Below are 24,319 nucleotides of genomic sequence, written 5' to 3'. Positions count from 1 at the left end.
ACCCGCGGTGCCAACGCTCGGTGGCGACCTACCATCGGCCCATGGACGCCGGACCGCAGACAGCCGAACCCCTGTGGCGCGAGGTCACCGGACGCGTCATCCGACGACATCGCCACGACCGCGGCGAACGCCTGGTGGAGACCGCGCGGCGGGCAGGTGTCTCGAGCCAGTATCTCTCCGAGATCGAACGGGGCCGAAAGGACGCATCGTCGGAACTGCTCGCCGCGGTCGCCGGCGCTCTCGGACTGTCGCTGCTCGACCTCACACGCGAGGTGACCATCGAGTTGTCGCGGATGACCGCGGTGCCCGTGCTGCGGGCCGTGTCCGTCCCGGCGTCCGCGACGGCACCGATGCGCACACTCCGGCGGCCGATCGCGCTGGCGGCCTGAGCTACCCGACGTCGTGGGTGATCGGTCGGCTACCCGCGGGTATCGATGATCCGATCGGCCAGTCCATAGGAGACGATCTCTTCGGCCCGAAGCACACGGTCCCGGTCGGTGTCCTGTCGGAGCGTCTCGACCTCCTGACCGGTGTGGCGGCTCATGGCCTTCTCGATCTCTTCGCGCACCCGCAGGATCTCCTCGGCCGCCAGGATCAGGTCGGGGATGGTGCCCCGTCCCTGACCCGAAGGCTGATGCAGCAGCACCCGCGCGTGCGGGAGCACCGACCGCCGCCCGGGACTCCCCGCCGCCAACAGCAGCGCAGTCGACGAGAGTGCCTGCCCGACACAGGTGGTGGCGATCGGGGCGTGGCAGTACTGCATGGTGTCGTACAGGGCGAAGGTCGCCATCACCGAGCCGCCCGTCGAATTGATGTACAGGTCGATCGGCGCGTCGGGGTTGTCGGAATCGAGGTGGAGGATCTGCGCGATCAACGCGTTCGCGACGCCATCGTCGATCTCCGTGCCCAGATAGATGATCCGCTCGTCGAGCAGATGGCTGTAGACATCCATCACCCGTTCGCCGTTCGGCGTCCGGCTGATCACGTTGGGGATCGTGTAAGTACTCATCGTGCCACCCCGAATCCTGTCGAAGCCGGTGTCAGCGGGCGGATCTGCGCCAGATCGTCGACGACATGGTCGATGAACCCGTACCGGACCGACTCCTCGGCGGTGAAGACGTGATCACGCAGCGAATCCGCGAAGATCTTCTCGACCGGCCGGCCGGTCTGCTCGGCGATGATCGTCAGAACGGTGTCGCGGACGTGTCGAAGGTCGTCGGCCTGGAGCTCGATGTCGGGCGCATAGCCGCCGATGCCCGCGGACCCCTGGTGCAGCAGGACTTTGGCGTGGCGGAGTGCATACCGCTTGCCGCGTGTCCCGTTACAGAGCAGGAATTGCCCCGCACTGTAGGCCATTCCGAGGTTCACGGTGCTCACGTCGTTGGGTATCAGGCGCATCGTGTCCATGATGGCGAGCATGGCCGGGACGGATCCACCCGGCGAGTTGATCCACAGCCCGATGTCGGCCACCGGATCCTCGGACGCCAGCATGACCAGCTGCGCACACAGCTGGCTGCCGATCTCGTCGTCGAGTGCCGTGTCGAGCATCAGGATGCGTTGACTCAGAAGGTTTTCCGCGGTCCGCTTGCGAAGTGGGAGAAAGCGTTGTTCGTCACTCATGCCCCGATCCTGCGCCGCTCCCGTCGGTCTCGCATCGGCGCGCTGCCGCACGCAGAACGATGCTGCCACGAGCAGCGTGCGTCCGCGCGATCAGACCACGTCGACGGTCGGTCGGGCATTCGGGATGGTGATGAGGGCACGACGACGCAGCCGGGCCGACGGCGCCGCGATCGAGTCGGCCACCCGGTACTCGGCCTCCCATCGATCCGGCCGCAGGCGGTTGAGGACGTAACCGCGCTGGGCGTTCCCGAATCGGACGTGTGGTGATGCCGCCTTGATCGCACGGTCGGTTTCGTCACTGTCCTCGCCGTCGCCTCCCGACGAGATCGACGTCCCGGCCAATTCGACGCCGACGGTGGGTGATTGGTGTCGATAGGTCGATCGGAGCTCGGACACCGCGTTGCGGTGGATGTCACCGACGATCGACACGAGATTGGTCACCCCGCGATGACGCGCGCCGTCGAGTACCCGGGCCCGGGAGGCCTCGTACCCGCTCCACCCGTCCATGCTGACCTCGCGGACGCCGTTCTCCACGTGGGCGAGGTCGGCGATGGTGGTCTGATGTGCCAGTACATTCCACCGATGTCGACTCCGCGAGAATCCGTCGAGCAGCCACCGTTCCTGCGCGGCGCCAGTGATCGTCCGGTGGGGATCGGCCGTGGGGCCGTTCTGCGCGGTGTCGTCGTCGCCGTTGGCCTGATCACTGCGGAACGTACGGGTGTCGAGGACGTTGAACTCCACGAGGTCGCCGAAACCGAAGCGCCGATAGGCGCGGACGTCGGCCCCGTGAGCCTGGTGCGCGGCGCGCACCGGGGTGTTCTCCCACCACGCCTTGAGTCCCCGCGCCCGCCGGAGCAGGAAGGCGGGAATCGGCTGATCATCCTCGGGAACCGTTGCCGCCCAGTTGTTGTCCACCTCATGGTCGTCGAAGATCGTGACGAACGGGCTGGTCCGGTGGATCTCGCGCAGGTGTGGGTCGAGCTTGTAGAGAGCGTAGCGATCGCGGTAGTCGTCGAGGTCCATGGCCTCGCGGTGGGCGGATTCCGGCATGGCACTGGTCCGGCGGCGCCCGCCATTGCGGGGTATCGGTTTCTCGTAAATGTAGTCACCGAGGTGAAAGACCACATCCGGGGCATGGGAGGCCATGTCGGCGTAGGCGACATAGTGACCGTCGGCCCACGACTGGCAGGAGGCGAAGGCGAACGTCAGCGCGTTCGCGCGGCCGGTTGAGGCGGTGCGGGTCCTACCGACCTCGGAGATATCGCCTGCCGCGCGGAACCGATAGAAGTAGTCCCGCGCCGGCTCGAGCCCGCGGACATCGATGTGGATGCTGTGCCCGTTGTCGGCGGTGGCCGGGGCCGACCCGCGCCGGAGGATGCGGCGCATCGTCTCGTCGGTGGCGACCTCCCATTCGACGGGTACCGGGGCCGCACCCATTCCGCCACCGCGCGCGAGTGGGTTCCGGGCCAGCCTGGTCCACAGCACCACTCCGTCCGGAAGTGGATCGCCGGAGGCGACCCCGAGGGTGAACAGGTGGTCGCCGAGGCGGGGCGCACCGGACGACGCAGGTGCGTCCCCGAGGAGACCAGGGATGACGGCCAATCCGCCGGCGACGCCGGTCCAGGTGAGGAATCTGCGACGTGTCATGCCGACACGCAGCGTCTTGTCGCGGGTGATCGAGACGTCCGGCAGGTGGTTGCTGGGCATGGGGTAAGCCGACCAATGCCGACTGACCGGATGTCGTCCGGCGGCTTGATGTCGGATGATGCTCGGATGAAGACGAGGTCACCACGGTCGACGTGGATGCGCCGCGGCGGTGTCGCTCAGAACTGGATCAGGCGGTGAGCACGAGCCAGACGGCGATGTAATGCATGAGGGCAGCAACCGCGGTGCATGCGTGGAAGACCTCGTGATGTCCGAACGTGGTGGGCCACGGGTTCGGCCAGCGGGCGGCGTAGAGGATGCCACCGACGGTGTAGAACACACCGCCCACGGCGAGCAGCACGATGACCATCCAGCCGACGTGACTGACCAGGGCGGGAGCGACGGCGATGATCACCCAGCCGAGCAGGATGTACAGCGCGACGCCGAGCCAGCGTGGTGCCGACGGCCAGACGAGCTTGAGAGCAACGCCGGCGATCGCGCCGATCCAGACGATGCCGAGCACCCACCATCGGACCTCCGCGGGTAGGGCCAGCGCGCAGAACGGGGTATAGGTTCCCGCGATGAACAGGAAGATCATCGAATGGTCCGCACGCTTCATCCGGACCTGTGCGCGCGGCGTCTTCCAGGGGATGCGGTGGTAGCTCGCGCTCACCGCGAAGACGCCGAAGACCGTCACCGCATAGATCGCGCAGGCGACAGCCGCGCCGGGCCCGCGCAGCACACCGGCTCCGATCACCACCGCGAGTCCGGCGCAAGCGGCCACCCACGCGGAGTATTGATGGATGACGCCACGCAGTCGGGGCTTGATGGCCGCGATCGGGTCGTCCGTCAGGGTGCTCACGCAACCTACGGTACCGTAACTTTTGAGCCGATAGGATCAGGCAGCGATGAAACTACTTCCCGATCGGCTCCGGCGACCGATGCTGAGCGTCTACGAACGCCGGCTCGTTCAGCTCATGGATGTGTCGCGTCTGCCGCGCCACGTCGCGATCATCTGTGACGGCAACCGGCGATGGGCACGGGATGCCGGGTTCGAGGATGTCAGCCACGGTCACCGTGTGGGTGCGCAGCGAATCGCCGAGATGCTGTCCTGGTGTGCCGAGCTGGGGATCTCGACGGTCACGATCTATCTGCTGTCCACCGAGAATCTGCAGCGCGCTTCCGATGAACTCGATGCCCTCATGGAGATCGTGCCCGACATCGTCGAGGAGATCTCCGGGCCGGAGGGGGATTGGCGGGTCCGCATCGTCGGTTCACTGGCGCAACTCCCGGATGAGGTGGCCGCTCGGTTGCAGACGGCGTCGGAGCGGACACGCGAGCGCGACGGGATGAACGTCAACGTCGCGGTGGGATACGGCGGTCGACAGGAGATCGTCGATGCCGTGCAGTCGCTGTTGCGTGAGAGTCTCGCCACCGGTGACAACCCGGAGGAGATGATCGGCGCCGTCACCGTGGATGCGATCGACCGCAACCTCTACACGAAGGGTCAGCCCGATCCGGATCTGGTCATCCGCACCTCCGGTGAACAGCGCCTGTCCGGGTTCCTCCTCTGGCAGAGTGCCTACTCGGAGATCTGGTTCACCGACGCCTACTGGCCCGAGTTCCGCCGGGTGGACTATCTGCGCGCGCTCCGTGACTACTCGGCGCGGAGCCGGCGCTTCGGCAAGTGACCGGCTCGCCGGTTGCTCTCATCGGTGGACTCATCCCGCGGGGATGAGGTGGTCGGTGATCAGGGTGACGAGGGCATCGACGTCGGCCGCGAAGGTGGAGGCCGCCGGAGTGCCGAACCCCACGACGATGCCTCCTGTTCGGGAATTGTCGGAGTCACCGACTCCGGCGGGGACCGGTGCGGCGGGGTGACGGAACAGTGACAGCGGCGCCAACGCGAATCCGCGTCGCCCGGCGGCGTCGGTGACGATCGGTTCCGACTCGGCGGGGATCGGGATCACCGCGTGCAATCCGGCGGCGATCCCCGGCAGTCGGAGGCCGGCCTCGGCGAGGCGTGCGGTCAGTCGATCGCGTCGCCGCCGATAGTGCTGCCTGCTGCGCCGGATGTGTCGGTCATAGGCACCCGAGTCGATCAGATCGGCGAGGACGAGCTGGTCCACGACACTGGCGTCCGGTTCGCGAATCCCCTTGGACCACACCACCGTGTCGACCAGATGTGGTGGCAGGACCAGCCACGCGATGCGCACGGCGGGGGAGAGGCTCTTGCTGACCGAGCCGGTGTAGATCACCACATCGGGACCGAGCGACTGGAGGGCGCCGATCGGCTCACGGTCATATCGGAGTTCGCCGTCGTAGTCGTCCTCGACGATCAGCCTGCGGTGGGCCCGTGCCCAGTCGATGACGTCGGCTCGTCGGGTCGGCGACAGCGGAGCACCGGTCGGGAACTGATGACTCGGCGTCAGGAGCACTCCGCAGGCGTGGGTGGGAAGTTCGTCGATGATCGCACCTCCCGCATCGATCGGTATCGGGGTGGTCGCCGTCCCGCCACGCTCGATCACGGCCCGGTGAAATGGGAGGCCATGGCTCTCGACGGCCAGTGTTTCGTCGAAGATGTTGCGGGACAGTAACTCCAGGGCATGCATCACCGACGTGGTGAGGACGATCTGCTCTGGGTCGGCGTGGACCCCGCGCACGCGGGACAGGTAGGCCGCCAGCGACCGGCGCAAGGGAGCGCTGCCCTGCGGGTGGCCGGGACCGAAGGCCTCGTCGGGGGCGGCCATGATGGCCCGTCGCGTGGACGCCACCCAGTCGGTGCGCGGGAAGAGGGACGGATTCGGTTGGCCGAGTGCGAAATTGTGAATCGGGATCGGTGTCGGTGACCGCACCGTGGCGGCCGGCCGGGATTCCGGCCGCCGTGCGGTGTCGGCCACCCGGGTCCCCGAGCCCTGGCGGGCCACCAGCCATCCCTCGGCGATCAACTCCTGGTAGACCGCGGAAACCGTCCCGCGTGCGAGTCCCACGTCGGCGGCGAGGGACCGGTACGGCGGCAGTCGGGTGCCGGCCGGGAGACGCCCGTCGTCGATGGCGGCGCGCAGGGCCCCGGCCAGCGAGCGGCGTAGCCGCGCACCTCTGCCACGCGCGCTCGCCGAGGGATCCGGTTGCAGGTCGAGAAACAGATCCGTGCCGAGTCGTTGGGCGACCTGTTCCCAGGGGTCCGAATTGGCCTGCATATCCACTATGGGATTGAACCACTTTTGTGATGCAATCTGCTCCTAATCTGGACATCGACAACTTCGGATGGTTCGACGGTCTCGAGAGGAACAGGACATGAAAGTGGTCGTACTCGGCGCGAGCGGCGAGATCGGCAGGTCGTTGAGCGGCCGGCTTCGGGACCGGGGCGTCGATGTGCTTGCGGCACAACGGTCCAGTGGCGTCGATGCGTATGCGGGCACCGGCCTGGTGGAGAGCTTCGCCGGAGCCGACGCGGTGGTGGACTGCACGAACATCGTGACGACCAAGGCGAAGGCGGCAATCGACTTCTACGCAACGGTGGCCGCCAACGTGGCCGCCGCGGCGATCGAGGCCGGTGTCGGCCACGTCATCTGTCTGTCGATCATCAACGCCGCCGACCCTGCGGTCAACGCGAAGTTCGGCTACTACCAGGGGAAGGCGGCCCAGGAGGCGACCTACCGCGCTGCTCTCGGCGTGGATCGGCTCACGGTGGTGCGATCGGCGCAGTGGTACGAGCTCGCGCGGCAGATGATGAGTACGTTGCGCCTCGGTCCGCTGGCGGCCGTGCCACATATGCGTTGCCGGCCGCTGTCGTCGGCGGATGCGGCGGCGGCGGTGGCCGATGTGGTGATGGCATCGGACGGCCCCGACGTCGAGGTGGCGGGACCCGAGGTGCTCGATCTCACCGACATCGGCAAGGCCATCGCCCGGCGGGCGGGGGCCCCGAGATGGGTGGTCGGCGTGAAGATCGGCGGAAAGGCGATCCGGGACGGTGGTCTGGTACCCGACGCCCCCACGGTGGTCGCATCGACGACTCTCGACCAATGGTTGGACAAGGAGTACGCGGCATGACGACCCTCTCGGACAACATTCCCGATACCCGACGGATGTGGTTGCCGGGCAACAATCCCGGTGTCTACAAGGCGCTCGTCGCGCTGCAACGTGCGTCGTCGGAAGGACTGGAGTCCACCGTCGGTGAACTCATCAGGATCCGGGCGTCCCAGCTGAACGGCTGCGCCTACTGCCTGCACATGCATCTCTCCGATGCGCTAGCGGCCGGTATGGAGCCGATCACCCTCGGGATGGTGTCGGTATGGGCCGAGGCGCCGCATCTGTTCTCGGAGCGAGAGCGGGCGGCGCTGGAGCTCACCGAGGCGGTTACGCGACTCGGTGAGCACGGTGTCCCGGATGCCGTGTTCGGCAGGGCCCGTGACCTTTTCGACGAGTTCGAACTCGGTCAGGTGGTGGCCTCGATCGTGATGATCAACGCGTGGAACAGGATCGCCGTGACGGGTCGGTATCCGGCCGGGCTCGATGAGCGTCGGACCCGGTGAGGCTACAACTTGCGCAACCGGACTCGGTTGATCGAATGATCGCGATCCTTGCGCAGGACGAGTGTCGACCGCGGCCGGGTCGGCAGGATGTTCTCGATCAGGTTGGGCCGGTTGATCGACATCCAGATGTCGTGGGCGGCAACGGTGGCCTGTTCGTCGGTCAGCGATGAGTAGTGGTGAAAATGTGAATCGGGATCGGCGAAGGATGTTGTTCGCATCTGCAGGAACCGCGAGATGTACCAGTGCTCGATGTCGGCCGTCTTCGCATCGACGTAGATCGAGAAGTCGAAGAGGTCCGAGACCATCAGCGTCGGGCCGGTCTGCAGCACGTTGAGCCCCTCGAGGATGAGGATGTCCGGTTGGCGAACATAGTGCTTCACGTCGGGAACGATGTCGTAGGCGATGTGGGAATAGACCGGCGCGGTGACCTCGCGGGCACCCGACTTGACCTCCGTGACGAACCGGAGCAGGGAGCGACGGTCGTAGGACTCAGGGAATCCCTTGCGGTGCATGATCCCCCGGCGCTCCAGTTCCGCGGTCGGCAGGAGGAAGCCATCCGTGGTCACCAGGTCGACCTTGGGATGCGACTCCCAGCGGGCGAGCAGGGCGGCGAGGACGCGGGCCGTCGTCGATTTCCCGACGGCGACGCTGCCGGCGATCCCGATGACGAACGGCACCTGGCGGTTGGTCTGGCGCTCACCGAGGAATGTCGACGTCGCCGCGAAGAGTCGCTGCCGTGCGGCGATCTGCAGATGGATCAGACGGGAGAGCGGGAGGTAGACATCCGCGACCTCGTCGAGGTCGACCTGCTCACCGAGTCCCACGAGTTGCTGGAGCTCGTTGTCGTTGAGGACCAGTGGCATCGATTCGCGCAGTTCACGCCACTGTCGACGGTCGAGCTCCAGATACAGACTGGGATCGCGCCCGGTCGTGTCGCGTGCCATGGTCCTACAGCTTAGGGCGCACTGTTTCGGCCCGGTCGGTAGCCTCCGTTCATGGCCCAGTCATCTGCCGCTCGTTCCGCCGCGTCACCCGCACCGGTGACCGAGTATCTGCGTCTCGGACTCGCCTTCGACCGCCTCGAGGAAGGTTTCGTCGACGCGTACACCGGGAACCCCGCGCTGCGGGCCGACGTGGCGAACGGCCTGGCCCCTGAGCCGTCGACGCTCGCGGACCGCGCGCGTGGTCTGCGTCGCGAACTGCCCGGTGATCTGCCATCCGACCGGGCCGACTTCATCGGGGCACACCTGTCGGCGCTCGAATGCTCGGCACGAAAGTTCGCAGGCGAGGAGATCGGTTTCGTCGACGAGGTCCGTGCGTACTTCGATGTCGACATCACGATGGGCGATCCGCAGACCTACCACGAGGCGCACGCCGCGATGGCGGTCGAACTCGGTGTGCCCGACGCATCGGGCGGTGCGCTCGCTGACGCGTATGCGGCACACAGGCGCTCCGACGAGATCCCGGCCGATCGCGTCGATGATTGCGTGCGGGCCTTCAGCGGGGCACTGCGTGAGCGTGTGCGGTCGGCGTTCGGACTCCCGGACAGCGAGCTGGTCGAGTTCGACGTGGTCACCGACAAACCATGGTCGGGTTTCAACTACTACCTCGGCGATTACCACTCCCGCGTCGCGATCAATGTCGATCTCACGCAGTACATGTCGTCGCTGCCGCACCTGATCGCGCACGAGGCATACCCGGGCCACCACACCGAGCACTGCCGGAAGGAGGAACTCCTGGTCGGCGGTGGACAGGAGGAGCAGAGCATCTTCCTGGTGAACACACCGCAGTGCCTGATGGCCGAGGGGCTCGCCGACCATGCGCTCGTCGCCGCGATCGGACCGGACTGGGGACTGTGGGCGCAGGAGATCTACGCGGATCTGGGCCTGCGTTTCGACGGTGAGCGGGCCCAGCGGATGTCGCGCGCGTCGAGCGGTCTGCTCGGAGTGCGTCAGGATGCGGCACTGCTCCTGCACGACCGGCACGCTGACCAGAACGAGGTGGCGGACTTCCTGCAGCGATGGCTCCTCGCGCCACCCGCGAGGGCCCGTCAGATGTTGCGATTCCTCACCTCGCCGCTGTGGCGGGCCTACATCTCCACCTACGTCGAGGGCTACCGGTTGCTGGGTACGTGGCTCGATGCGGTACCCGATCACGACCGCCTCGTCCGGTTCGGCCGGCTACTCGACGAACCGCTCACCCCGTCGCAGCTGAGAGCCGAACTCGGAGCCTGAGCGTGGGGCCCATAGACTTGTCGACCATGAGCCTGAATTCGATGTCCCTGGCCGAACTCGACCCGGACGTTGCCGCTGCGATGAACGGCGAGCTGAGCCGCCAGCGCGACACGCTCGAGATGATCGCCTCGGAGAACTTCGTTCCGCGCGCGGTCCTGCAGGCGCAGGGGAGTGTGCTCACCAACAAGTACGCGGAGGGATACCCGGGCCGCCGCTATTACGGCGGGTGCGAGTACGTCGACGTCGTCGAGGACATCGCGCGCGATCGTGCCAAGGAACTGTTCGGTGCCGACTTCGCGAACGTTCAGCCGCACTCGGGCGCACAGGCGAACGCCGCGGTGCTGATGGCCCTGATGAACCCCGGTGAGAAGCTGCTGGGACTCGATCTCGCCCACGGCGGTCACCTGACCCACGGGATGCGGTTGAACTTCTCCGGCAAGCTCTACGAGAACCATTTCTACGGGGTCAGCAAAGAGGACTTCCGGATCGACATGGACGAGGTGCGCAAGATCGCGCTGGACGTCCGGCCGAAGGTGATCTGCGCGGGTTGGTCCGCCTACCCGCGGACCCTCGACTTCGAGGCGTTCCGGGCGATCGCCGACGAGGTGGGCGCTTACCTGTGGACCGACATGGCCCACTTCGCGGGACTGGTCGCGGCGGGCCTGCACCCGTCGCCGGTTCCGCACTCCGACGTCGTGTCGTCGACCATCCACAAGACCCTCGGCGGTCCGCGGTCGGGGTTGATCCTGGCGAAGCAGGACTGGGCGAAGAAGCTCAACTCGGCGGTGTTCCCCGGACAGCAGGGCGGACCGCTGATGCACGCGATCGCGGGCAAGGCCGTCGCTCTGAAGATCGCCGGGACCGAGGAGTTCGCCGAGCGTCAGCGCCGCACGCTCTCGGGTGCGAAGCTGCTGGCCGAACGTCTCACCGGCTCCGATGTCGAGAAGGCGGGCGTGTCCGTCCTGACCGGTGGCACCGACGTCCATCTCGTCCTGGTGGACCTGCGCAACAGTCAACTCGACGGTCAGCAGGCCGAGGATCTGCTGCATCGGATCGGAATCACGGTGAACCGCAACGCGGTGCCGTTCGATCCGCGTCCGCCGATGGTCACCTCGGGCCTGCGCATCGGTACGCCCGCGCTCGCGACCCGAGGCTTCGGTGACGAACAGTTCACCGAGGTCGCGGACATCATCGGCACTGCGCTCGCGGCCGGCCAGGACGCTGACGTGTCGTCGCTGCGTGGCCGCGTCTCACATCTCGCACTCGACTTCCCGCTCTACGACGGGCTCGAAGAGTGGGGTCTGATGAGCCGGGTCTGACCCCGGAGCGCAGGACGGGATTGGCCTACCGCACCGGGTGTGCCTATCCTGTCTGACGATGAACGCATTGACCGAGGACGAGCTGATCATCGCGCTGGAGAAGGCGCTTCCCGAGATCGCCGAGGACCACCAGGCGGCGGCCAACCCGTGGAACCCGCATGACTGGGTGCCGTGGGAGTCGGGCCGCAACTTCGCCTTTCTCGGCGGCGACGACTGGGATCCGTCGCAGGCATCCCTGTCCGACGAGGCGCGGGCCGCTGTGCTGGCACTGCTCCTCACCAAGGACAACCTGCCGTCGTACCATCGCGTTCTCGCGATCCACTTCCCGGCGTTCTCCGACTGGCGTCAGCTGGTCGGCGTGTGGACCGCCGAGGACAACCGGCATGCCATCGTGCTGCGTGACTATCTGGTGGTCACCCGTGCGATCGATCCGGTGGACGCCGAGGAACGGCGTCGCATCCATGTGACCGCCGGCTATCGGCAGCACACCGAGGATGTCACCAGCATCGGCCCGCTGGACGTGCTCGCGCTGATGGCGGTCCACGAGAACCAGTGTGTCGCGTTCGTCGAAAAGCTTTCCGTCGCGACGACCGACGACTCCTTCAAACAGATCCTCGCAAAGATCGCCGGAGACGACGCCCTGCAGGCCAAGACGTTCGCGGCATTCCTGAACGCCGGGCTCGTTGCGGATCAGGAAGCCACCGTCCGAGCACTGGATCGCGCACTGACCGACATCGAGCCACTCGGCTCCGACGTCGTCGACTTCGATGACGAGCGTGCCCTGATCGCCGGTTACGAGGACGACACCACACGCGCCGCGATCGCCGCGACTCTGGTCGACCAGCTCAAGCTGGACAACCTCCACGAGCTCACCGACGATGCCGAGGCCGCACGTCAGCGCATTCTGGCGATGGCCGGCGCCGCGGGCTGAACGGTCCCGCGCCGCTCTGTCCGGTTGCCTGCAGGTGCATCACCGGGCAATTCCCGTTAACGCATAATTCACGCCGACACACCCCTTTCGGACGCGCCGAGAGGGGTGTGTCGGCGTACGTTGACCAGTGACGGGCCGCGGGGAAGCGGTTCGTCCGGGAGGTTCGATTCGTGGTGTGTACCAGCAACGCGAGGGGGCCGGCCCCGGTCCTCGTCCACCTCGGCTGACCAGCCGAGACGGGCAAGAACCAGCCGGTCGTCGCAACCGGTTTGTGCGGGCGCCGCACAAACGTAGGAGCCCTACGTGACCACTCGGACCTACGTCCTCGACACCTCCGTGCTGCTGTCCGATCCCTGGGCGGTCTTGCGCTTCGCCGAACACCACGTGGTCCTGCCGCTGGTGGTCATCGGTGAGCTCGAGGGCAAACGCCACCATCACGAACTCGGTTGGTTCGCGCGGGAATCGTTGCGGATGCTCGACGACCTCCGTCTCGAGCACGGCCGTCTCGACCTTCCGCTACCCATCGGAGACGAGGGCGGCACGCTTCAGGTGGAGCTCAACCACACCGACCCTGCGGTGTTGCCCGCCGGCTTCCGTACCGAGACCAACGATTCCCGAATCCTCGCCTGCGCGCTGAATCTGCGGGCGGAAGGCAAGGACGTGACCCTGGTGTCCAAGGACACCCCGCTGCGGGTCAAGGCGGGTGCCGTGGGCCTCGCGGCCGACGAATATCACGCCCAGGACGTCGTGGTCTCCGGCTGGTCGGGGATGACGGAACTCGACGTGGACACCACCGTCGTCGACACCCTGTACTCGGAGGGTGTGGTGGATATCGACGAGGCGCGAGAACTGCCGTGCCACACCGGTATTCGTATCCTCGGCAACGGGTCGAGCGCGCTCGGCCGGGTGAACGCGGACAAACGGGTGCAGCTGGTGCGCGGCGATCGGGAGGCCTTCGGTCTGCACGGTCGGTCCGCAGAACAGCGCGTCGCGCTCGATCTCCTGCTCGACGACAGTGTCGGCATCATCTCATTGGGCGGCAAGGCGGGCACCGGTAAGTCGGCGCTGGCATTGTGCGCAGGTCTCGAAGCGGTGCTGGAGCGCCGCACGCAGCGCAAGGTCGTCGTGTTCCGGCCGCTGTATGCGGTTGGCGGACAACAGCTCGGCTATCTTCCGGGCAGTGAGTCGGAGAAGATGGGCCCCTGGGCGCAGGCAGTCTTCGACACGTTGGAGGGTCTCGCGTCGCCCGAGGTGATCGAGGAGGTGCTCAGTCGGGGCATGCTCGAGGTCCTGCCTCTCACGCACATTCGTGGGCGGTCGTTGCACGATTCGTTCGTGATCGTCGACGAGGCGCAGTCACTCGAGCGCAACGTACTGCTGACCGTGCTGTCCCGGCTGGGCGCAGGCTCGCGCGTGGTGCTCACGCACGACGTCGCGCAGCGCGACAACCTGCGAGTCGGCCGCCATGACGGTGTCGCGGCGGTCATCGAGAAGTTGAAGGGCCATCCACTGTTCGCACACGTGACGCTGACCCGTAGCGAGCGTTCGCCGATAGCGGCGCTGGTGACCGAGATGTTGGAGGAGTTCGCGCCCGGGGCCGACTGACCCCCCGGCAGGCCATCGATCGCAACATCCACCCCATCTGGGCTGATCATCTCCGCTTCGGCGGAGGTGTCGCGCAGGTGGGGTGGATCGTTGTGAGCTCGGCGATCGGTCTCTGCGGTGTCCGATGCGACGGCGACGGTGACCATCGCCCCGGCGCTGCCGCACCGGTCACCTACCGGTGCGGCAGCGATGCTCAGGATGATCCGAGCGGGATGCCTGCGGCGATCAGTTCCGCGAGCGTCGCCCACAGGGCGGTGATGGTGTCGAATGAGCCCATGGTGCATTCCCCTTTCGTGGCAAGGTCGGGGGCATACGTCCCCGACCTGCGTCGAACCTACCTGTCGGCACCGTGATCTGCTGAGTGGGTGGCCGGCGCCGTCGTCCCCGGGGGCCTTGTCGTGGTGATTCGATCTATATTGCACCGTGATCATCACGTGACTCATGCGCACTTGCGCACTGGCACACTGATGTGGTGCTGAAGTTACTGATGAGGCGAATGAGGTTATTGGGACTACTGGCGATTGCGGTGCTCGCCGCCGTCGCCGGAGGTGCGGGCCCAGCCCTGGCCGCTCCGGGCACAACGACCCCGTCGACTCAGATGACCCCGACGTCGCCGTCGACGCCACCGAAGTCGTCCGCACCGGCCTCGCCGGTGATCCCGGAGACGGGCATCCCGTTGCTCGACACCCTGCTGAACAGTCTTGCCGGAAATCTCGGCGGTAGCAGTTCAGAGGCCGACACGCGTCAGATGATCGTCGTGACTGCTCCCAAGGCCAACGACGCCAGCGCCACACTGACGGGTTTCGAGCGGGGTACCGACGGGTCCTGGAAACCCGTCATCGGTCCGACGAAGGCATTTCTCGGCTCACTCGGTATGGGGGAGCCCAAGGACAACGTCCCTCGCACCCCGGAGGGCACCTTCGGTCTCGATCAGGCCTTCGGACGTCTGGCGAACCCCGGCACCAAGATGCCGTACAAGAAGGTCGACCGCCAGGACTGGTGGGACTCGAACATGAAGTCGCCCACGTACAACACGATGGTCCGGCAGGCGAAGAGCCCCGGTGGGGACAGCGAGAATCTCTACGATTCCGGGCCGGTCTACGACTACGCGGTCAACATCGCGCACAATCCGCAGCGCACACCCGGTAAGGCATCGGCGATGTTCCTGCACGTCACCAACAATCAGCCGACACAGGGATGCGTGGCGATCGACAAGGAGCTCATGCGCAAGGTCTTGGTGTGGCTCGACCCGGCGAAGCATCCCAAGATCTCCATCGGCGTCAATCAGAGTGGGCCCCCGTCGAGTTCGACCGCACCGCAATCGAGCGCACCCAACTCGACCACACCCAATTCGACGAGACCCAATTCGACGAGACCCAACTCGACCACACCGAACGCCGATTCGCCGGCGATGCCCGGTGCCGATGAGCTGACCCAGCTGCTCGGTCAGTTGACCAGCCTGGTGCCGTCCCTGTTCGGGACAACCTCCGGTAGTTAGTTCTTCACTCCTGAGGTCGGGGACCGGTGGTGATTCATCACTCCGGTCCCCGCTTCAGTTCGAAACAGGCGGCGCGCAGATTGTCGAAGTCGTCGCGCGGTGCGGTCACCATGTCGATCTGGCGGCGGGCCTGCACGACGACCGGCGTCGGCGGGTCCAGCACCGACAGGTACTTCGCGTGGGCGGCAAGGGAGTTCACCGCCACTTCGATCTGATCGGTGACGTCGACGGCATGGGTCGCGCTCGGGCCGTTCTCGAAGAGCCGCCGGGGACGGGTGATCGGGTCGAGGGCATCGTAGGCCTGGATGACGGCGGCGGCGAACTCCATGTGATCAGACTGATTGGGTTGTCCCGGAGCCCATTCCGGGCCGCCGTAGAGGGAGAGGATCAGGTCGGGCGTCACCCGCGTGATCGTCTTCTGGATCTGGGTACGCAGTTCCGGGGTGTTGCGGATCGCACTGTCGGGAAATCCCCAGAACTCCACCTCGTCGACACCCACGACCGCTGCGGACGCCCGCTGCTCGGCCTCCCGGGCCGGGCCTGCCTCGGCTGGATCCATCCCCTCGATGCCCGCCTCCCCGCTGGACGCGAGCGCGTAGACGATGTGCCGGCCCTCTGCGGTCCAACGCGCGACCGCGGGCGCCATCCCGTACTCCGGGTCGTCGGGGTGTGCGACAAGGACGAGCGCGGTCTGCCAGTCGACCGGGAACGGGCGCAGCTGAGTCGTCATGTTGACGAAGCTACGCGCGGATACGACGTGTTGGTGGCGTGTCGGGGTATGTGACTGTTCCGCCGAGCGGGTACAGAATTCCGTCGAGCGTGCACACCGATCCGTCGAGCGTGCGCGGCCGACCAAGTACGCGCACGGTCGGCGAAGATCTGTGCACGATCGACGGATTTCTGTACCCGCTCGGCGCTTGGGAGGTGTGCCGGATCGGGGGGGGGGGGGGGCTCAGCGCTCGCGGTCGAGGTTCGCCATCTTGAGCACGTCGAGGCGCTTGTCGAGTTCGGCCTCGGACAGCTTTTCACCGATGAGCCCTCGATCGATCACCGTCTGGCGAATCGTCTTGCCCTCCTTGAGCGCCTGCTTGGCAACCGCGGCGGCCTCCTCGTAGCCGATCGCACTGTTCAGCGGGGTCACGATGGACGGCGAACTCTCGGCGAGGGTGCGCAGCCGCTCCTCGTCGGCGTCCAGGCCGACGATGCAGCGGTCCGCGAACAGGCGGGACACGTTGGCCAGCAGCTTCAGCGACTCGAGCACGTTGCGCGCCATCATCGGGATGTAGACGTTCAGCTCGAACGCGCCGTTGCCGCCCCCCCAGGTGACCGCGGCGTCGTTGCCGATGACCTGCGCCGCGACCTGCGTGACGGCCTCCGGCAGAACCGGATTGACCTTGCCCGGCATGATCGATGATCCGGGCTGCAGGTCGGGCAGGTGGATCTCGCCGAGGCCGGTCAGCGGTCCCGATCCCATCCAGCGGATGTCGTTGGCGATCTTGGTGAGTGAGACCGCGATGGTCTTCAGCTGACCGGACAGTTCGACGAGTCCGTCCCGTGCGGCCTGCGCCTCGAAGTTGTCCTTCGCCAGTGAGAGCGCCTCGACATCGGTCAGCGAACGGAGCTCCGCGACGACCTTGGTGCCGAAACCGTCGGGAGCGTTCAGGCCGGTGCCGACCGCGGTCCCGCCGATGGGCAGTTCGCCGACGCGGGGGAGCGTGGCGGTGACGCGCTCGATGCCGGCCTCGATCTGGCGTGCGTAGCCGTTGAACTCCTGGCCCAGGGTCACCGGGACGGCGTCCATCAGGTGGGTGCGGCCGCTCTTCACCACGTCGCGCCACTGGGTCGCCTTGTCCAACAGGGCGAGTCGCAGGTGGTCGAGCGCAGGGACGAGATCGGTGACCGCGGCCTCGGTGGCGGCCACGTGAGTCGCGGTGGGGAAGGTGTCATTCGACGACTGCGACATGTTGACGTGGTCGTTGGGGTGGATCTCGACGCCGTTGGCCTTGGCGATGGAGGCGATGACCTCATTGGCGTTCATGTTGGAGCTGGTACCCGAGCCGGTCTGGAAGACGTCGATCGGGAACTGATCGTCGTGCTGTCCGTCGGCGATCTCCTTGGCCGCGGCGACGATCGCGTCGGCCTTCTCGGCGTCGAGCAGGCCGAGGTCCTTGTTGACCTGCGCGCAGGCCGCCTTGAGCAGACCCATCGCCCGGATCTGGGTCCGTTCGAGCGGGCGGTGACTGATCGGGAAGTTCTCCACGGCCCGCTGCGTCTGGGCGCGCCAGAGTGCGTCGATGGGGACCTGGACCTCGCCCATGGTGTCGTGCTCGATGCGGTACTGCTGTTCGGTCATGTGAAGACAACCATCCTCGTGTGCTCTCGGGAAAGGGTGGGCTGCAGAGACTTTCGCAAGTCCTACGCGTAGATCTCGGTCAGAGATCGAGGCGGGCGTACTCGCGCAACTTGGACGGCTGGTGGACCGACTCGATACGGCGGATGGTGCCCGACTTGGAGCGCATCACCAGCGAGCGCGTGGTGGCGCCGTTGGGGCGGTAGGTGACGCCGCGGAGCATGTCCCCGTTGGTCACCCCCGTCGCGCAGAAGAAGGAGTTCTCGCCACGGACCAGGATGTCGTTGGTCAGGACGCGGTCCAGGTCGTGGCCCGCGTCGATCGCCTTCTGACGTTCCTCGTCGTTGCGCGGCCAGAGTTTGCCCTGGATCTCGCCGCCCATGCATTTCATCGCGACGGCGGTGATGATGCCCTCGGGGGTACCGCCGACGCCCATCAGCATGTCCACGGTGGAGTAGTCGTCGGCCGCGGCCACCGCACCGGCGACGTCGCCGTCGGAGATGAGACGGATCTTGGCGCCTGCCTGGCGGATCTCACCGATCAGGTCGGCATGACGCGGACGGTCGAGGACGATGACGGTGAGGTCCGCGACATCGATGCCCTTGGCCTTGGCGACCGAGTTGATGTTCCAGCTGACGGACTCATTGATGTTGATGGCGCCCTTGGCCTCCGGGCCGACGGCGATCTTGTCCATGTAGAAGACCGCGGACGGGTCGTACATGGTGCCGCGCTCACTGACCGCGATGACCGCGATGGAGTTCGGGCGGCCCTCGGCCATCAACGTGGTCCCGTCGATGGGATCGACTGCCACGTCGCAGTCCGGGCCGTCGCCGTCACCGACCTCTTCGCCGTTGTAGAGCATCGGCGCCTCGTCCTTCTCGCCCTCGCCGATCACCACGACGCCACGCATCGACACGGTCGACAGGAGTTCGCGCATCGCGTCGACCGCAGCTCCGTCGCCACTGTTCTTGTCACCACGACCGACCCATCGGCCGGCCGCGAGGGCCGCCGCCTCGGTGACTCGGACCAACTCCATGGCCAGGTTGCGATCGGGGGCCTGTGGGGACGGGGACATGTCGGACTCCTCGGCGTGGCAGCGATGACAATGCGGCAGGTGGCTCTCATCCTTGCATGTCACACCGAGCGTTTGGTCAGCCGGGTCAGAGCGGATCGAGCAGTCGGCGCAGAAATTGCCGCGTCCGGTCCTGAGCCGGCTCATCGATGACCTGCTCGGCGGTTCCGCGCTCGCGCACCACGCCGTCGTCGACGAAGATGACCTGATCGGCGACCTGCCGGGCGAACCGGATCTCGTGGGTGACCACCACCATCGTCCACCCCCGCGCCGCGAGATCCTTGAGGACCGTCAGCACATCACCGACGAGTTCGGGATCGAGCGCAGACGTCGGTTCGTCGAAGAGCATGACCTTGGGTTGCAGTGCGAGCGCCCTGACGATGCCGACGCGCTGTTGCTGGCCTCCCGACAGTTGGTCGGGGTGATCATCTCGTTTGTCGGTCAGGCCGACGTCGGCGAGGAGCCGTTCCGCATCGGCCACCGCATCGGCGCGCGGACGCTTCTGAACGATGACCGGACCCTCGATGACGTTCTCCAGCACCGTCTTGTGCGGGAAGAGATTGTGGTTCTGGAAGACCATCGCGCTCTGCCGGCGATATCGGGCGATGTCGGCCTTGCCGTACGTGCCGCCGAAGTCGATGGTGACGTCCGCAACGCGGATGATCCCGGAATCGGGCCGGTCGAGCGCGTTGAGGGACCGCAGGATGGTGGTCTTGCCGGAGCCGGACGGGCCCAGGATCACGGTCACACTCCCGGCCGGGACCGAGAAGTCGACATCCTTGAGTACCTCGTTGTCGCCGAAGGATTTCCGGAGGCCGTCGACGTCGATCAGGGTGCCGTCGCCGGTTGTCGGGGACGGGACGATGGGGTTGTCGGTCATGTCGTCACGAACCTTCCCAGATGATTCTCGAGCCGGCCCTGGAGACCGGACAACACGACGCAGACGATCCAGTAGTAGACCGCCGCCGTGGTGTAGAGGGCGAAGAACTCGAAGGTGGGCGCGGCCGCGATCTGGGCGACCCGGAGCAGTTCGGTCACCAGGATGGTCGAGGCCAGCGAGGTGTCCTTCACGAGCGAGATCAACGTGTTCGACAGACCCGGCACGGCGTTGCGGGCGGCCTGGGGCAACACAATGCGGCGCAGCGTGGTCGCGTAGTCCATACCGATGGTCTGGGCCGCCTCGGTCTGTCCCTTCGGCACGGACAGGATCGCGCTGCGGATGATCTCGGCGGCATAGCCGCCGACGTTCAGCGAGAACGCGACCACCGCGGCCGGGAAGGGTGGCACGCTCACCCCGAGTTCCGGCAGGGCATAGAAGATGATGAACAACTGGACGAGCAGTGGCGTTCCGCGGATCACGGAGATGTACGCGCGCGCGATCCACGAGACCGCGTTCTTCGTGGAGAGCCTGGCCAGCGCCACCGCCAGCGCGATGACCAGGCCGATCACGAAGCTGATCGCGGCCAGCGGGATGGTCATGGTGATGGTGGCCCGAGCCATCGGCCACAAATTGTCGGTGATCAGCTGCCAGGTGCTGCGGGACGCGGCCTCCTTGCCCGCGGATGCGGCCGCCGGGGCGCCACTCGCGTCGGCCTTCAGATACTTCTGCGAGATCCGGCTGAGGGTTCCATCGGCTTTGAGTTCGTCCAGAGCCTTGTTGATGTCGCCGACGATCCGGCTGTCCTTGCGTGCGGCGAAAGCCTGCTCGCTGGTGTCGCCGGTCTTCGCGGAGATCTTGACGCTGGTGTCGCCGGTCTCGGCCAGATACGCGTAAACCGCGATGCTGTCGTTCACCGTGGCCTGCACGCGGCCCTGGTTCAGCAGCTTGATCGCCTGCGTGAATCCCTCGACGGACTCGACCCGGGCCCCCGCGTCCCGGGCGACCTGGGCCCAGTTGCTGGTGGAGGACTGGGCGGTGACCTTGCCGCTCAGGTCGGCGAGCGACCGGATGGAGGAGTCGTCGGCGCGGGTGACGATCACCCCTTCGCCGACCGAATAGGGTTCGGACAGATCGTATTTCGCCTGGCGCTCCGGTGTGATCGTCACCTGGTTGGCGACCACGTCGAATCGGTCGGCGCCCAACGCCGCGAAGATCGAGTCCCAAGGTGTCTCGACGAACTCTGCGCGTACGCCGAGTTTCTCGGCGACTGCGTTCGCGACGTCGACGTCGTAACCGGAGAGCCGGCCGGTCGTCGGATCGTGGTAGCTGAACGGCGAGTATGTGCCCTCGGTGCCCACTCGCAGGACTCCGGAGTCGCGGATGCCCTCGATGCCCGTCGACGAATTGCCCCCACAGCCGGATACCGCGACGACGAGCAGCATCACGAGGCACAGGGCGGGTACCGAGCGTCTGAGGCGTCCCATGGGACCACTCAACAGGCTCGCGCGCCCGTTGAACAGGGTCTGCGCCCCTCCCGGTGGGATGGGCGCCGTCGGGTCACGCGATGGACCTTGGGATACTCGTTCCATGGCCGCCAAACCCCGCATCCTGCACAGCAGCAAGGACATGATCTGGTCGTTGATCCCGCTGCTGATCATCTGCGCGATCGTCGCGATTGCGTCGGGCAATTGCTCGGTCGGGCTCTCGGGTCAGGCGTCCGACGACAAGACGCCCGCTTTCGACATGTCGGCCGCCCTGCAGGCAGATGCCCGCGATCTCCCCTTCCCGATCCGTGAGCCGGCCACGCCGGACGGCTGGAAGCCGAACTCTGGATCGACCCAGGCGGTGGGCGGAACCCGGGTGAGCAACGTCGGATGGATCTCCGACGTGGGGGCGTACGTGCAGCTCAGCCAGACCGACGCCACAGAGGAGGACCTGGTCGTCCACCTCGGTGGCGGGGAAGCGCTGGGGACAGGTACCCGGCAGGTCGGCGGCCGAGAATGGGTCACGTACTCGACATCGGACGAGAAGAAGTTCTGGATCACCGATCTCGGGGACGTCCGGATCGCTGTCCTGTCCCGGGGCCCCGAGGACGACATGGCCGAGATCGCCACCGCCGTGCTCGCACAGCAACCACTACCGAGCGGGGCCTGACCTCGACGTCGTACCCGGTCGGCCGCAGCCGGTCGGTAGGTCAGTCGTCGTCGTCATCGCCCTCGGCCAGGGCGGACTCGATCCGGTCCCGGGCGCCGGCCAGGTGTTCCTCGCAACGTGCGGCCAGTGCCTCCCCGCGCTCCCAGAGCGCGAGTGAGGCGTCGAGATCCAGGCCCCCGTGTTCGAGGGTGGCCACCACATCGACGAGTTCGTCGCGAGCCTCTTCGTAACCGAGTTCCTCGACCGGGGTCCAGTCCTCTTCCTCGAGTTCCGGATTCTCTTGGTCCGCATCCCCGTTCACGCTTTGTCTCCTTCGGTCACGCTTGCCGTTGCGGCACCGTCGGCCACCCGAATGCGCAGCCGGGCACCACTGGGCAGGTCGGCGACGGCGCTCACCACATGGGCCGGATCGACGTCGGTACGTTGCACCACGGCATATCCGCGGGCGAGCGTCTGTGCGGGGCCCAGTGTGCCCAACCGGGCCGACAGATGTTCGCGGCGACGGTCCTCGGCATCGACGTGCCGCCGGACATCGCGGCGGATGTCGCGCCGCATCCGGTCGATCTGCTCGGCGTGGGCGTCGATCATGGTGAAAGGCCGGGCCAGCACCGGTCGGGCACGGAGCCCGTCGACGACATGCGCCTCCCGCCGCACCCAATTGCGCAGGGCATGTGCGCTGCGCCGCCGCATCTCCGCGACACCGGCCAGCTCCGCCGCGACATCCGGTACGACGCGCTTGGCGGCATCTGTCGGGGTCGCTGCGCGCAAGTCGGCGACCAGGTCCAGCAACGGGGCGTCGGGTTCGTGCCCGATCGCGCTGATCACCGGGGTGCGGCAGGCGGACACCGCTCGCAGCAGGGCCTCATCGGAGAAGGGGAGGAGGTCTTCGACGCTTCCACCCCCTCGGGCGATGATGATGACCTCGACGTCGGGATCGGCGTCGAGATCGGCGAGATGGCCGAGGATCCGCGGCACCGCGGTTGGCCCCTGGACCGGCGCATCGCGCACCTCGAAACGCACCGCGGGCCAGCGATTGCCCGCCACCGCCACGACGTCCCGCTGGGCGGCGCTGGACCGGCCGCTGATCAGGCCGACCGCCCTGGGCAAGAATGGGAGGGGCCGCTTGAGGCGACTGTCGAACAGGCCCTCCGCGGCCAGCAGCTGTCGCAGGCGTTCGATCCTGAGCAGGAGTTCGCCCACGCCGACCGGCCGGATGTCGGTGACCCGGAGCGACACGGTGCCGCGACCGGTGAAGTACGTCGGCCGACCGAGTACCACCACGTGACTTCCCTCGGTGAGCGGAACCTCGGTCCGCATGAGCAGATCCGGGCTGCAGGTCACCGAGATCGAGATGTCGGCGGCCGGGTCGCGCAGGGTGAGAAAGGCGACCCGGGTGCCGGGCCGGCGGTTGATCTGCGTCACCTGACCCTCGACCCAGATCTGCCCCAGCCGGTGAATCCAGTCGGCGATCTTGGTGTTGACGGTCCGTACCGGCCATGGGTGTTCGGCGGAGTTCGACGACTGCGCACCCGATGTCGCCTGGTCTGAGGTCACGTGGTCTGTTGCCGCTTGCTGTTCTGCGAGGCGATGCGATTGTCGATCATGGTGACGAACGGTGCGCGCGCCCTGGTCGCCTTCTCGTATGCCGCGAGCTGCTCGAGTTCGTCGATCCCGACGGTGCGCAGTTTGGCGCGCAGCTGGGCGAGGGTCAGGTTGTCGTATTCGATGTACTCGACGATCTCGGGGACCGGGCCGTCGAGCGTCGGTGCGGTCTTGGTCGCGTTGTTCTTGTCACCGTCCGCGTTCACAACTCCCTCGGGGGGAGCGCTGTAGAGAGCGAATCGACCGGCCGCGGGGTCGGCGCCGGGCGCGTCATCGGAGGCCGTGCGTCGGTCAGGGGTCGAGCCCTGCTCGGTGCCCGCCGACTTCGACGCGGAGTTCGTGGCCGCAGACGTCTTCGCCGCGGCCTTCTTCGCCGCAGGCCTCTTGGCCGGCGACTTCTTCGCGGGCGACTTCTCGGCCGATGCCGGGTGGGCGGGTGGGTCCGCGGCGTCGGACGCCCCGAGGCCGGTTGATGTGTTTTCGGACACAGGAGTGACCGGGGCGCCGTCGATGTCCCGGCTCTCGATGGGGGTTCGGGCGGCCTCGGCGTCGATGGCGTCGTCATCGTCGTCGAACCGCGCCCACTCGGGCTGGTCGGAGGGCTTCTCGAACAGCGTCTCGAGCGCGAGGTCGCCCTTGATGGCGAGCTCGGCGATGTTCTGCTGTACCCGCATTCCTGCCTGCAACGTCTGGCTGACCGCTGTCATCGGCAGGGTGATCACGAGAGCGGGCAGCTTTCGGGTCTCCTCGATCGCGGTGACGACGAGACCGGCGGCGATGCGGGCCGGATACGGTGCGCGAACCATGACCACACTCTGCCATCCGACGGGGTACTGATCCACCCCAGGACATGCCGGGCCGATCCTGCGCCGGGC

General features: G+C 66.9%; 24 protein-coding genes. 10 read left to right on the top strand and 14 right to left on the bottom strand.

Features of this window, described 5'->3' with window-relative positions; genetic code table 11:
• Positions 1-41: 41 nt before the first annotated feature.
• On the top strand, positions 42-389 hold the full coding sequence (locus tag ACPXCG_RS01245) for a helix-turn-helix domain-containing protein (RefSeq protein ID WP_425788335.1): 348 nt from the start codon (positions 42-44) through the stop codon (positions 387-389).
• Between the two features lie 29 nt (positions 390-418).
• Here the strand turns inward: ACPXCG_RS01245 and ACPXCG_RS01240 are convergent, their stop codons facing one another.
• The 4 genes from ACPXCG_RS01240 to trhA all read right to left on the bottom strand — a co-directional run bounded on the left by ACPXCG_RS01240 (position 419) and on the right by trhA (position 4,126).
• Positions 419-1,009 carry a ClpP family protease gene (locus ACPXCG_RS01240; RefSeq protein ID WP_425788333.1) on the bottom strand — a complete coding sequence of 197 codons (591 nt, stop codon included), beginning with the start codon at positions 1,007-1,009 and terminating at the stop codon, positions 419-421.
• Positions 1,006-1,620, bottom strand: a complete 615-nt coding sequence (locus ACPXCG_RS01235) for a ClpP family protease (RefSeq protein WP_425788331.1) — start codon at positions 1,618-1,620, stop codon at positions 1,006-1,008. Before ACPXCG_RS01235 ends, ACPXCG_RS01240 begins: the two co-directional genes overlap by 4 nt.
• Positions 1,621-1,710: 90 nt before the next feature.
• Positions 1,711-3,327 carry an alkaline phosphatase D family protein gene (locus ACPXCG_RS01230; RefSeq protein ID WP_425788329.1) on the bottom strand — a complete coding sequence of 539 codons (1,617 nt, stop codon included), beginning with the start codon at positions 3,325-3,327 and terminating at the stop codon, positions 1,711-1,713.
• Positions 3,328-3,454: 127 nt separating this feature from the next.
• Positions 3,455-4,126, bottom strand: a complete 672-nt coding sequence (gene trhA / locus ACPXCG_RS01225) for a PAQR family membrane homeostasis protein TrhA (protein ID WP_425788327.1) — start codon at positions 4,124-4,126, stop codon at positions 3,455-3,457.
• A 46-nt stretch (positions 4,127-4,172) separates the two neighbouring features.
• Between trhA and ACPXCG_RS01220 the strand changes: the two genes are divergently transcribed.
• The gene (locus tag ACPXCG_RS01220) at positions 4,173-4,955 is read left to right on the top strand and encodes an isoprenyl transferase (RefSeq protein ID WP_425788325.1); all 783 of its coding nucleotides are present in this window, start codon (positions 4,173-4,175) and stop codon (positions 4,953-4,955) included.
• 30 nt (positions 4,956-4,985) lie between these two features.
• Here ACPXCG_RS01220 and ACPXCG_RS01215 read toward each other — a convergent pair whose 3' ends face one another.
• Positions 4,986-6,464, bottom strand: coding sequence for a PLP-dependent aminotransferase family protein (locus ACPXCG_RS01215; RefSeq protein ID WP_425788323.1), 1,479 nt, complete (start codon positions 6,462-6,464; stop codon positions 4,986-4,988).
• A gap of 97 nt (positions 6,465-6,561) precedes the next feature.
• On the opposite strand from ACPXCG_RS01215, the gene ACPXCG_RS01210 reads away from it, so the two are divergent.
• A complete protein-coding gene (locus ACPXCG_RS01210) occupies positions 6,562-7,317 on the top strand; it encodes an SDR family oxidoreductase (RefSeq protein ID WP_425788321.1) in 756 nt (251 codons plus the stop codon).
• On the top strand, positions 7,314-7,799 hold the full coding sequence (locus ACPXCG_RS01205) for a carboxymuconolactone decarboxylase family protein (protein ID WP_425788319.1): 486 nt from the start codon (positions 7,314-7,316) through the stop codon (positions 7,797-7,799). The genes ACPXCG_RS01210 and ACPXCG_RS01205 overlap by 4 nt, the downstream gene beginning before the upstream one ends.
• 2 nt (positions 7,800-7,801) lie before the next feature.
• On the opposite strand, the gene coaA is transcribed toward ACPXCG_RS01205, so the two are convergent.
• A complete protein-coding gene (gene coaA / locus ACPXCG_RS01200) occupies positions 7,802-8,743 on the bottom strand; it encodes a type I pantothenate kinase (protein WP_425788317.1) in 942 nt (313 codons plus the stop codon).
• 51 nt (positions 8,744-8,794) lie between these two features.
• Between coaA and ACPXCG_RS01195 the strand changes: the two genes are divergently transcribed.
• From ACPXCG_RS01195 to ACPXCG_RS01175, 5 genes are all read left to right on the top strand, one after another.
• Positions 8,795-10,033, top strand: coding sequence for a DUF885 domain-containing protein (locus ACPXCG_RS01195; protein ID WP_425788315.1), 1,239 nt, complete (start codon positions 8,795-8,797; stop codon positions 10,031-10,033).
• Between the two features lie 41 nt (positions 10,034-10,074).
• A complete protein-coding gene (gene glyA / locus ACPXCG_RS01190) occupies positions 10,075-11,352 on the top strand; it encodes a serine hydroxymethyltransferase (protein WP_425790417.1) in 1,278 nt (425 codons plus the stop codon).
• 58 nt (positions 11,353-11,410) lie between these two features.
• Entirely contained in the window at positions 11,411-12,283 is an 873-nt protein-coding gene (locus ACPXCG_RS01185) for an acyl-ACP desaturase (RefSeq protein ID WP_425788313.1), read from the top strand.
• A gap of 303 nt (positions 12,284-12,586) precedes the next feature.
• Positions 12,587-13,888 (top strand): PhoH family protein, encoded by a 1,302-nt coding sequence (locus ACPXCG_RS01180; protein ID WP_425788311.1) that lies wholly within the window; start codon positions 12,587-12,589, stop codon positions 13,886-13,888.
• Positions 13,889-14,384: 496 nt separating this feature from the next.
• Positions 14,385-15,386, top strand: coding sequence for a L,D-transpeptidase family protein (locus ACPXCG_RS01175; RefSeq protein ID WP_425788309.1), 1,002 nt, complete (start codon positions 14,385-14,387; stop codon positions 15,384-15,386).
• A gap of 37 nt (positions 15,387-15,423) precedes the next feature.
• Here ACPXCG_RS01175 and ACPXCG_RS01170 read toward each other — a convergent pair whose 3' ends face one another.
• From ACPXCG_RS01170 to ACPXCG_RS01150, 5 genes are all read right to left on the bottom strand, one after another.
• Complete coding sequence (locus tag ACPXCG_RS01170; protein ID WP_425788307.1) at positions 15,424-16,116, bottom strand: PIG-L deacetylase family protein; 693 nt, start codon at positions 16,114-16,116, stop codon at positions 15,424-15,426.
• A 222-nt stretch (positions 16,117-16,338) separates the two neighbouring features.
• Positions 16,339-17,739, bottom strand: coding sequence for a class II fumarate hydratase (locus ACPXCG_RS01165; RefSeq protein WP_425788305.1), 1,401 nt, complete (start codon positions 17,737-17,739; stop codon positions 16,339-16,341).
• A 79-nt stretch (positions 17,740-17,818) separates the two neighbouring features.
• Positions 17,819-18,811 carry a class II fructose-bisphosphatase gene (glpX, locus tag ACPXCG_RS01160; protein ID WP_164307001.1) on the bottom strand — a complete coding sequence of 331 codons (993 nt, stop codon included), beginning with the start codon at positions 18,809-18,811 and terminating at the stop codon, positions 17,819-17,821.
• Between the two features lie 85 nt (positions 18,812-18,896).
• Positions 18,897-19,688 (bottom strand): amino acid ABC transporter ATP-binding protein, encoded by a 792-nt coding sequence (locus ACPXCG_RS01155; protein WP_425788303.1) that lies wholly within the window; start codon positions 19,686-19,688, stop codon positions 18,897-18,899.
• Positions 19,685-21,172 (bottom strand): ABC transporter permease subunit, encoded by a 1,488-nt coding sequence (locus tag ACPXCG_RS01150; RefSeq protein ID WP_425788301.1) that lies wholly within the window; start codon positions 21,170-21,172, stop codon positions 19,685-19,687. Before ACPXCG_RS01150 ends, ACPXCG_RS01155 begins: the two co-directional genes overlap by 4 nt.
• A 103-nt stretch (positions 21,173-21,275) precedes the next feature.
• On the opposite strand from ACPXCG_RS01150, the gene ACPXCG_RS01145 reads away from it, so the two are divergent.
• Positions 21,276-21,842 (top strand): DUF4245 domain-containing protein, encoded by a 567-nt coding sequence (locus tag ACPXCG_RS01145; protein WP_425788299.1) that lies wholly within the window; start codon positions 21,276-21,278, stop codon positions 21,840-21,842.
• A 40-nt stretch (positions 21,843-21,882) separates the two neighbouring features.
• Here the strand turns inward: ACPXCG_RS01145 and ACPXCG_RS01140 are convergent, their stop codons facing one another.
• From ACPXCG_RS01140 to ACPXCG_RS01130, 3 genes are read right to left on the bottom strand one after another with little or no spacing between them, the layout of a single operon-like run.
• Positions 21,883-22,143: an exodeoxyribonuclease VII small subunit gene (locus ACPXCG_RS01140; protein WP_425788297.1), complete on the bottom strand. Its 261-nt coding sequence runs from the start codon at positions 22,141-22,143 to the stop codon at positions 21,883-21,885.
• Positions 22,140-23,396, bottom strand: coding sequence for an exodeoxyribonuclease VII large subunit (xseA, locus tag ACPXCG_RS01135; protein ID WP_425788296.1), 1,257 nt, complete (start codon positions 23,394-23,396; stop codon positions 22,140-22,142). The genes ACPXCG_RS01140 and xseA overlap by 4 nt, the downstream gene beginning before the upstream one ends.
• A complete protein-coding gene (locus tag ACPXCG_RS01130; protein WP_425788294.1) occupies positions 23,393-24,250 on the bottom strand; it encodes a lipid droplet-associated protein in 858 nt (285 codons plus the stop codon). Before ACPXCG_RS01130 ends, xseA begins: the two co-directional genes overlap by 4 nt.
• Between the last annotated feature and the right edge of the window lie 69 nt (positions 24,251-24,319).

Source organism: Gordonia sp. DT218, from assembly GCF_049847105.1.
In the GTDB taxonomy this organism is placed as follows: Bacteria; Actinomycetota; Actinomycetes; order Mycobacteriales; family Mycobacteriaceae; genus Gordonia.
The sequence above is the reverse complement of the archived record's forward strand: the minus strand, read 5'-3'. Positions and strand labels throughout refer to the sequence as shown.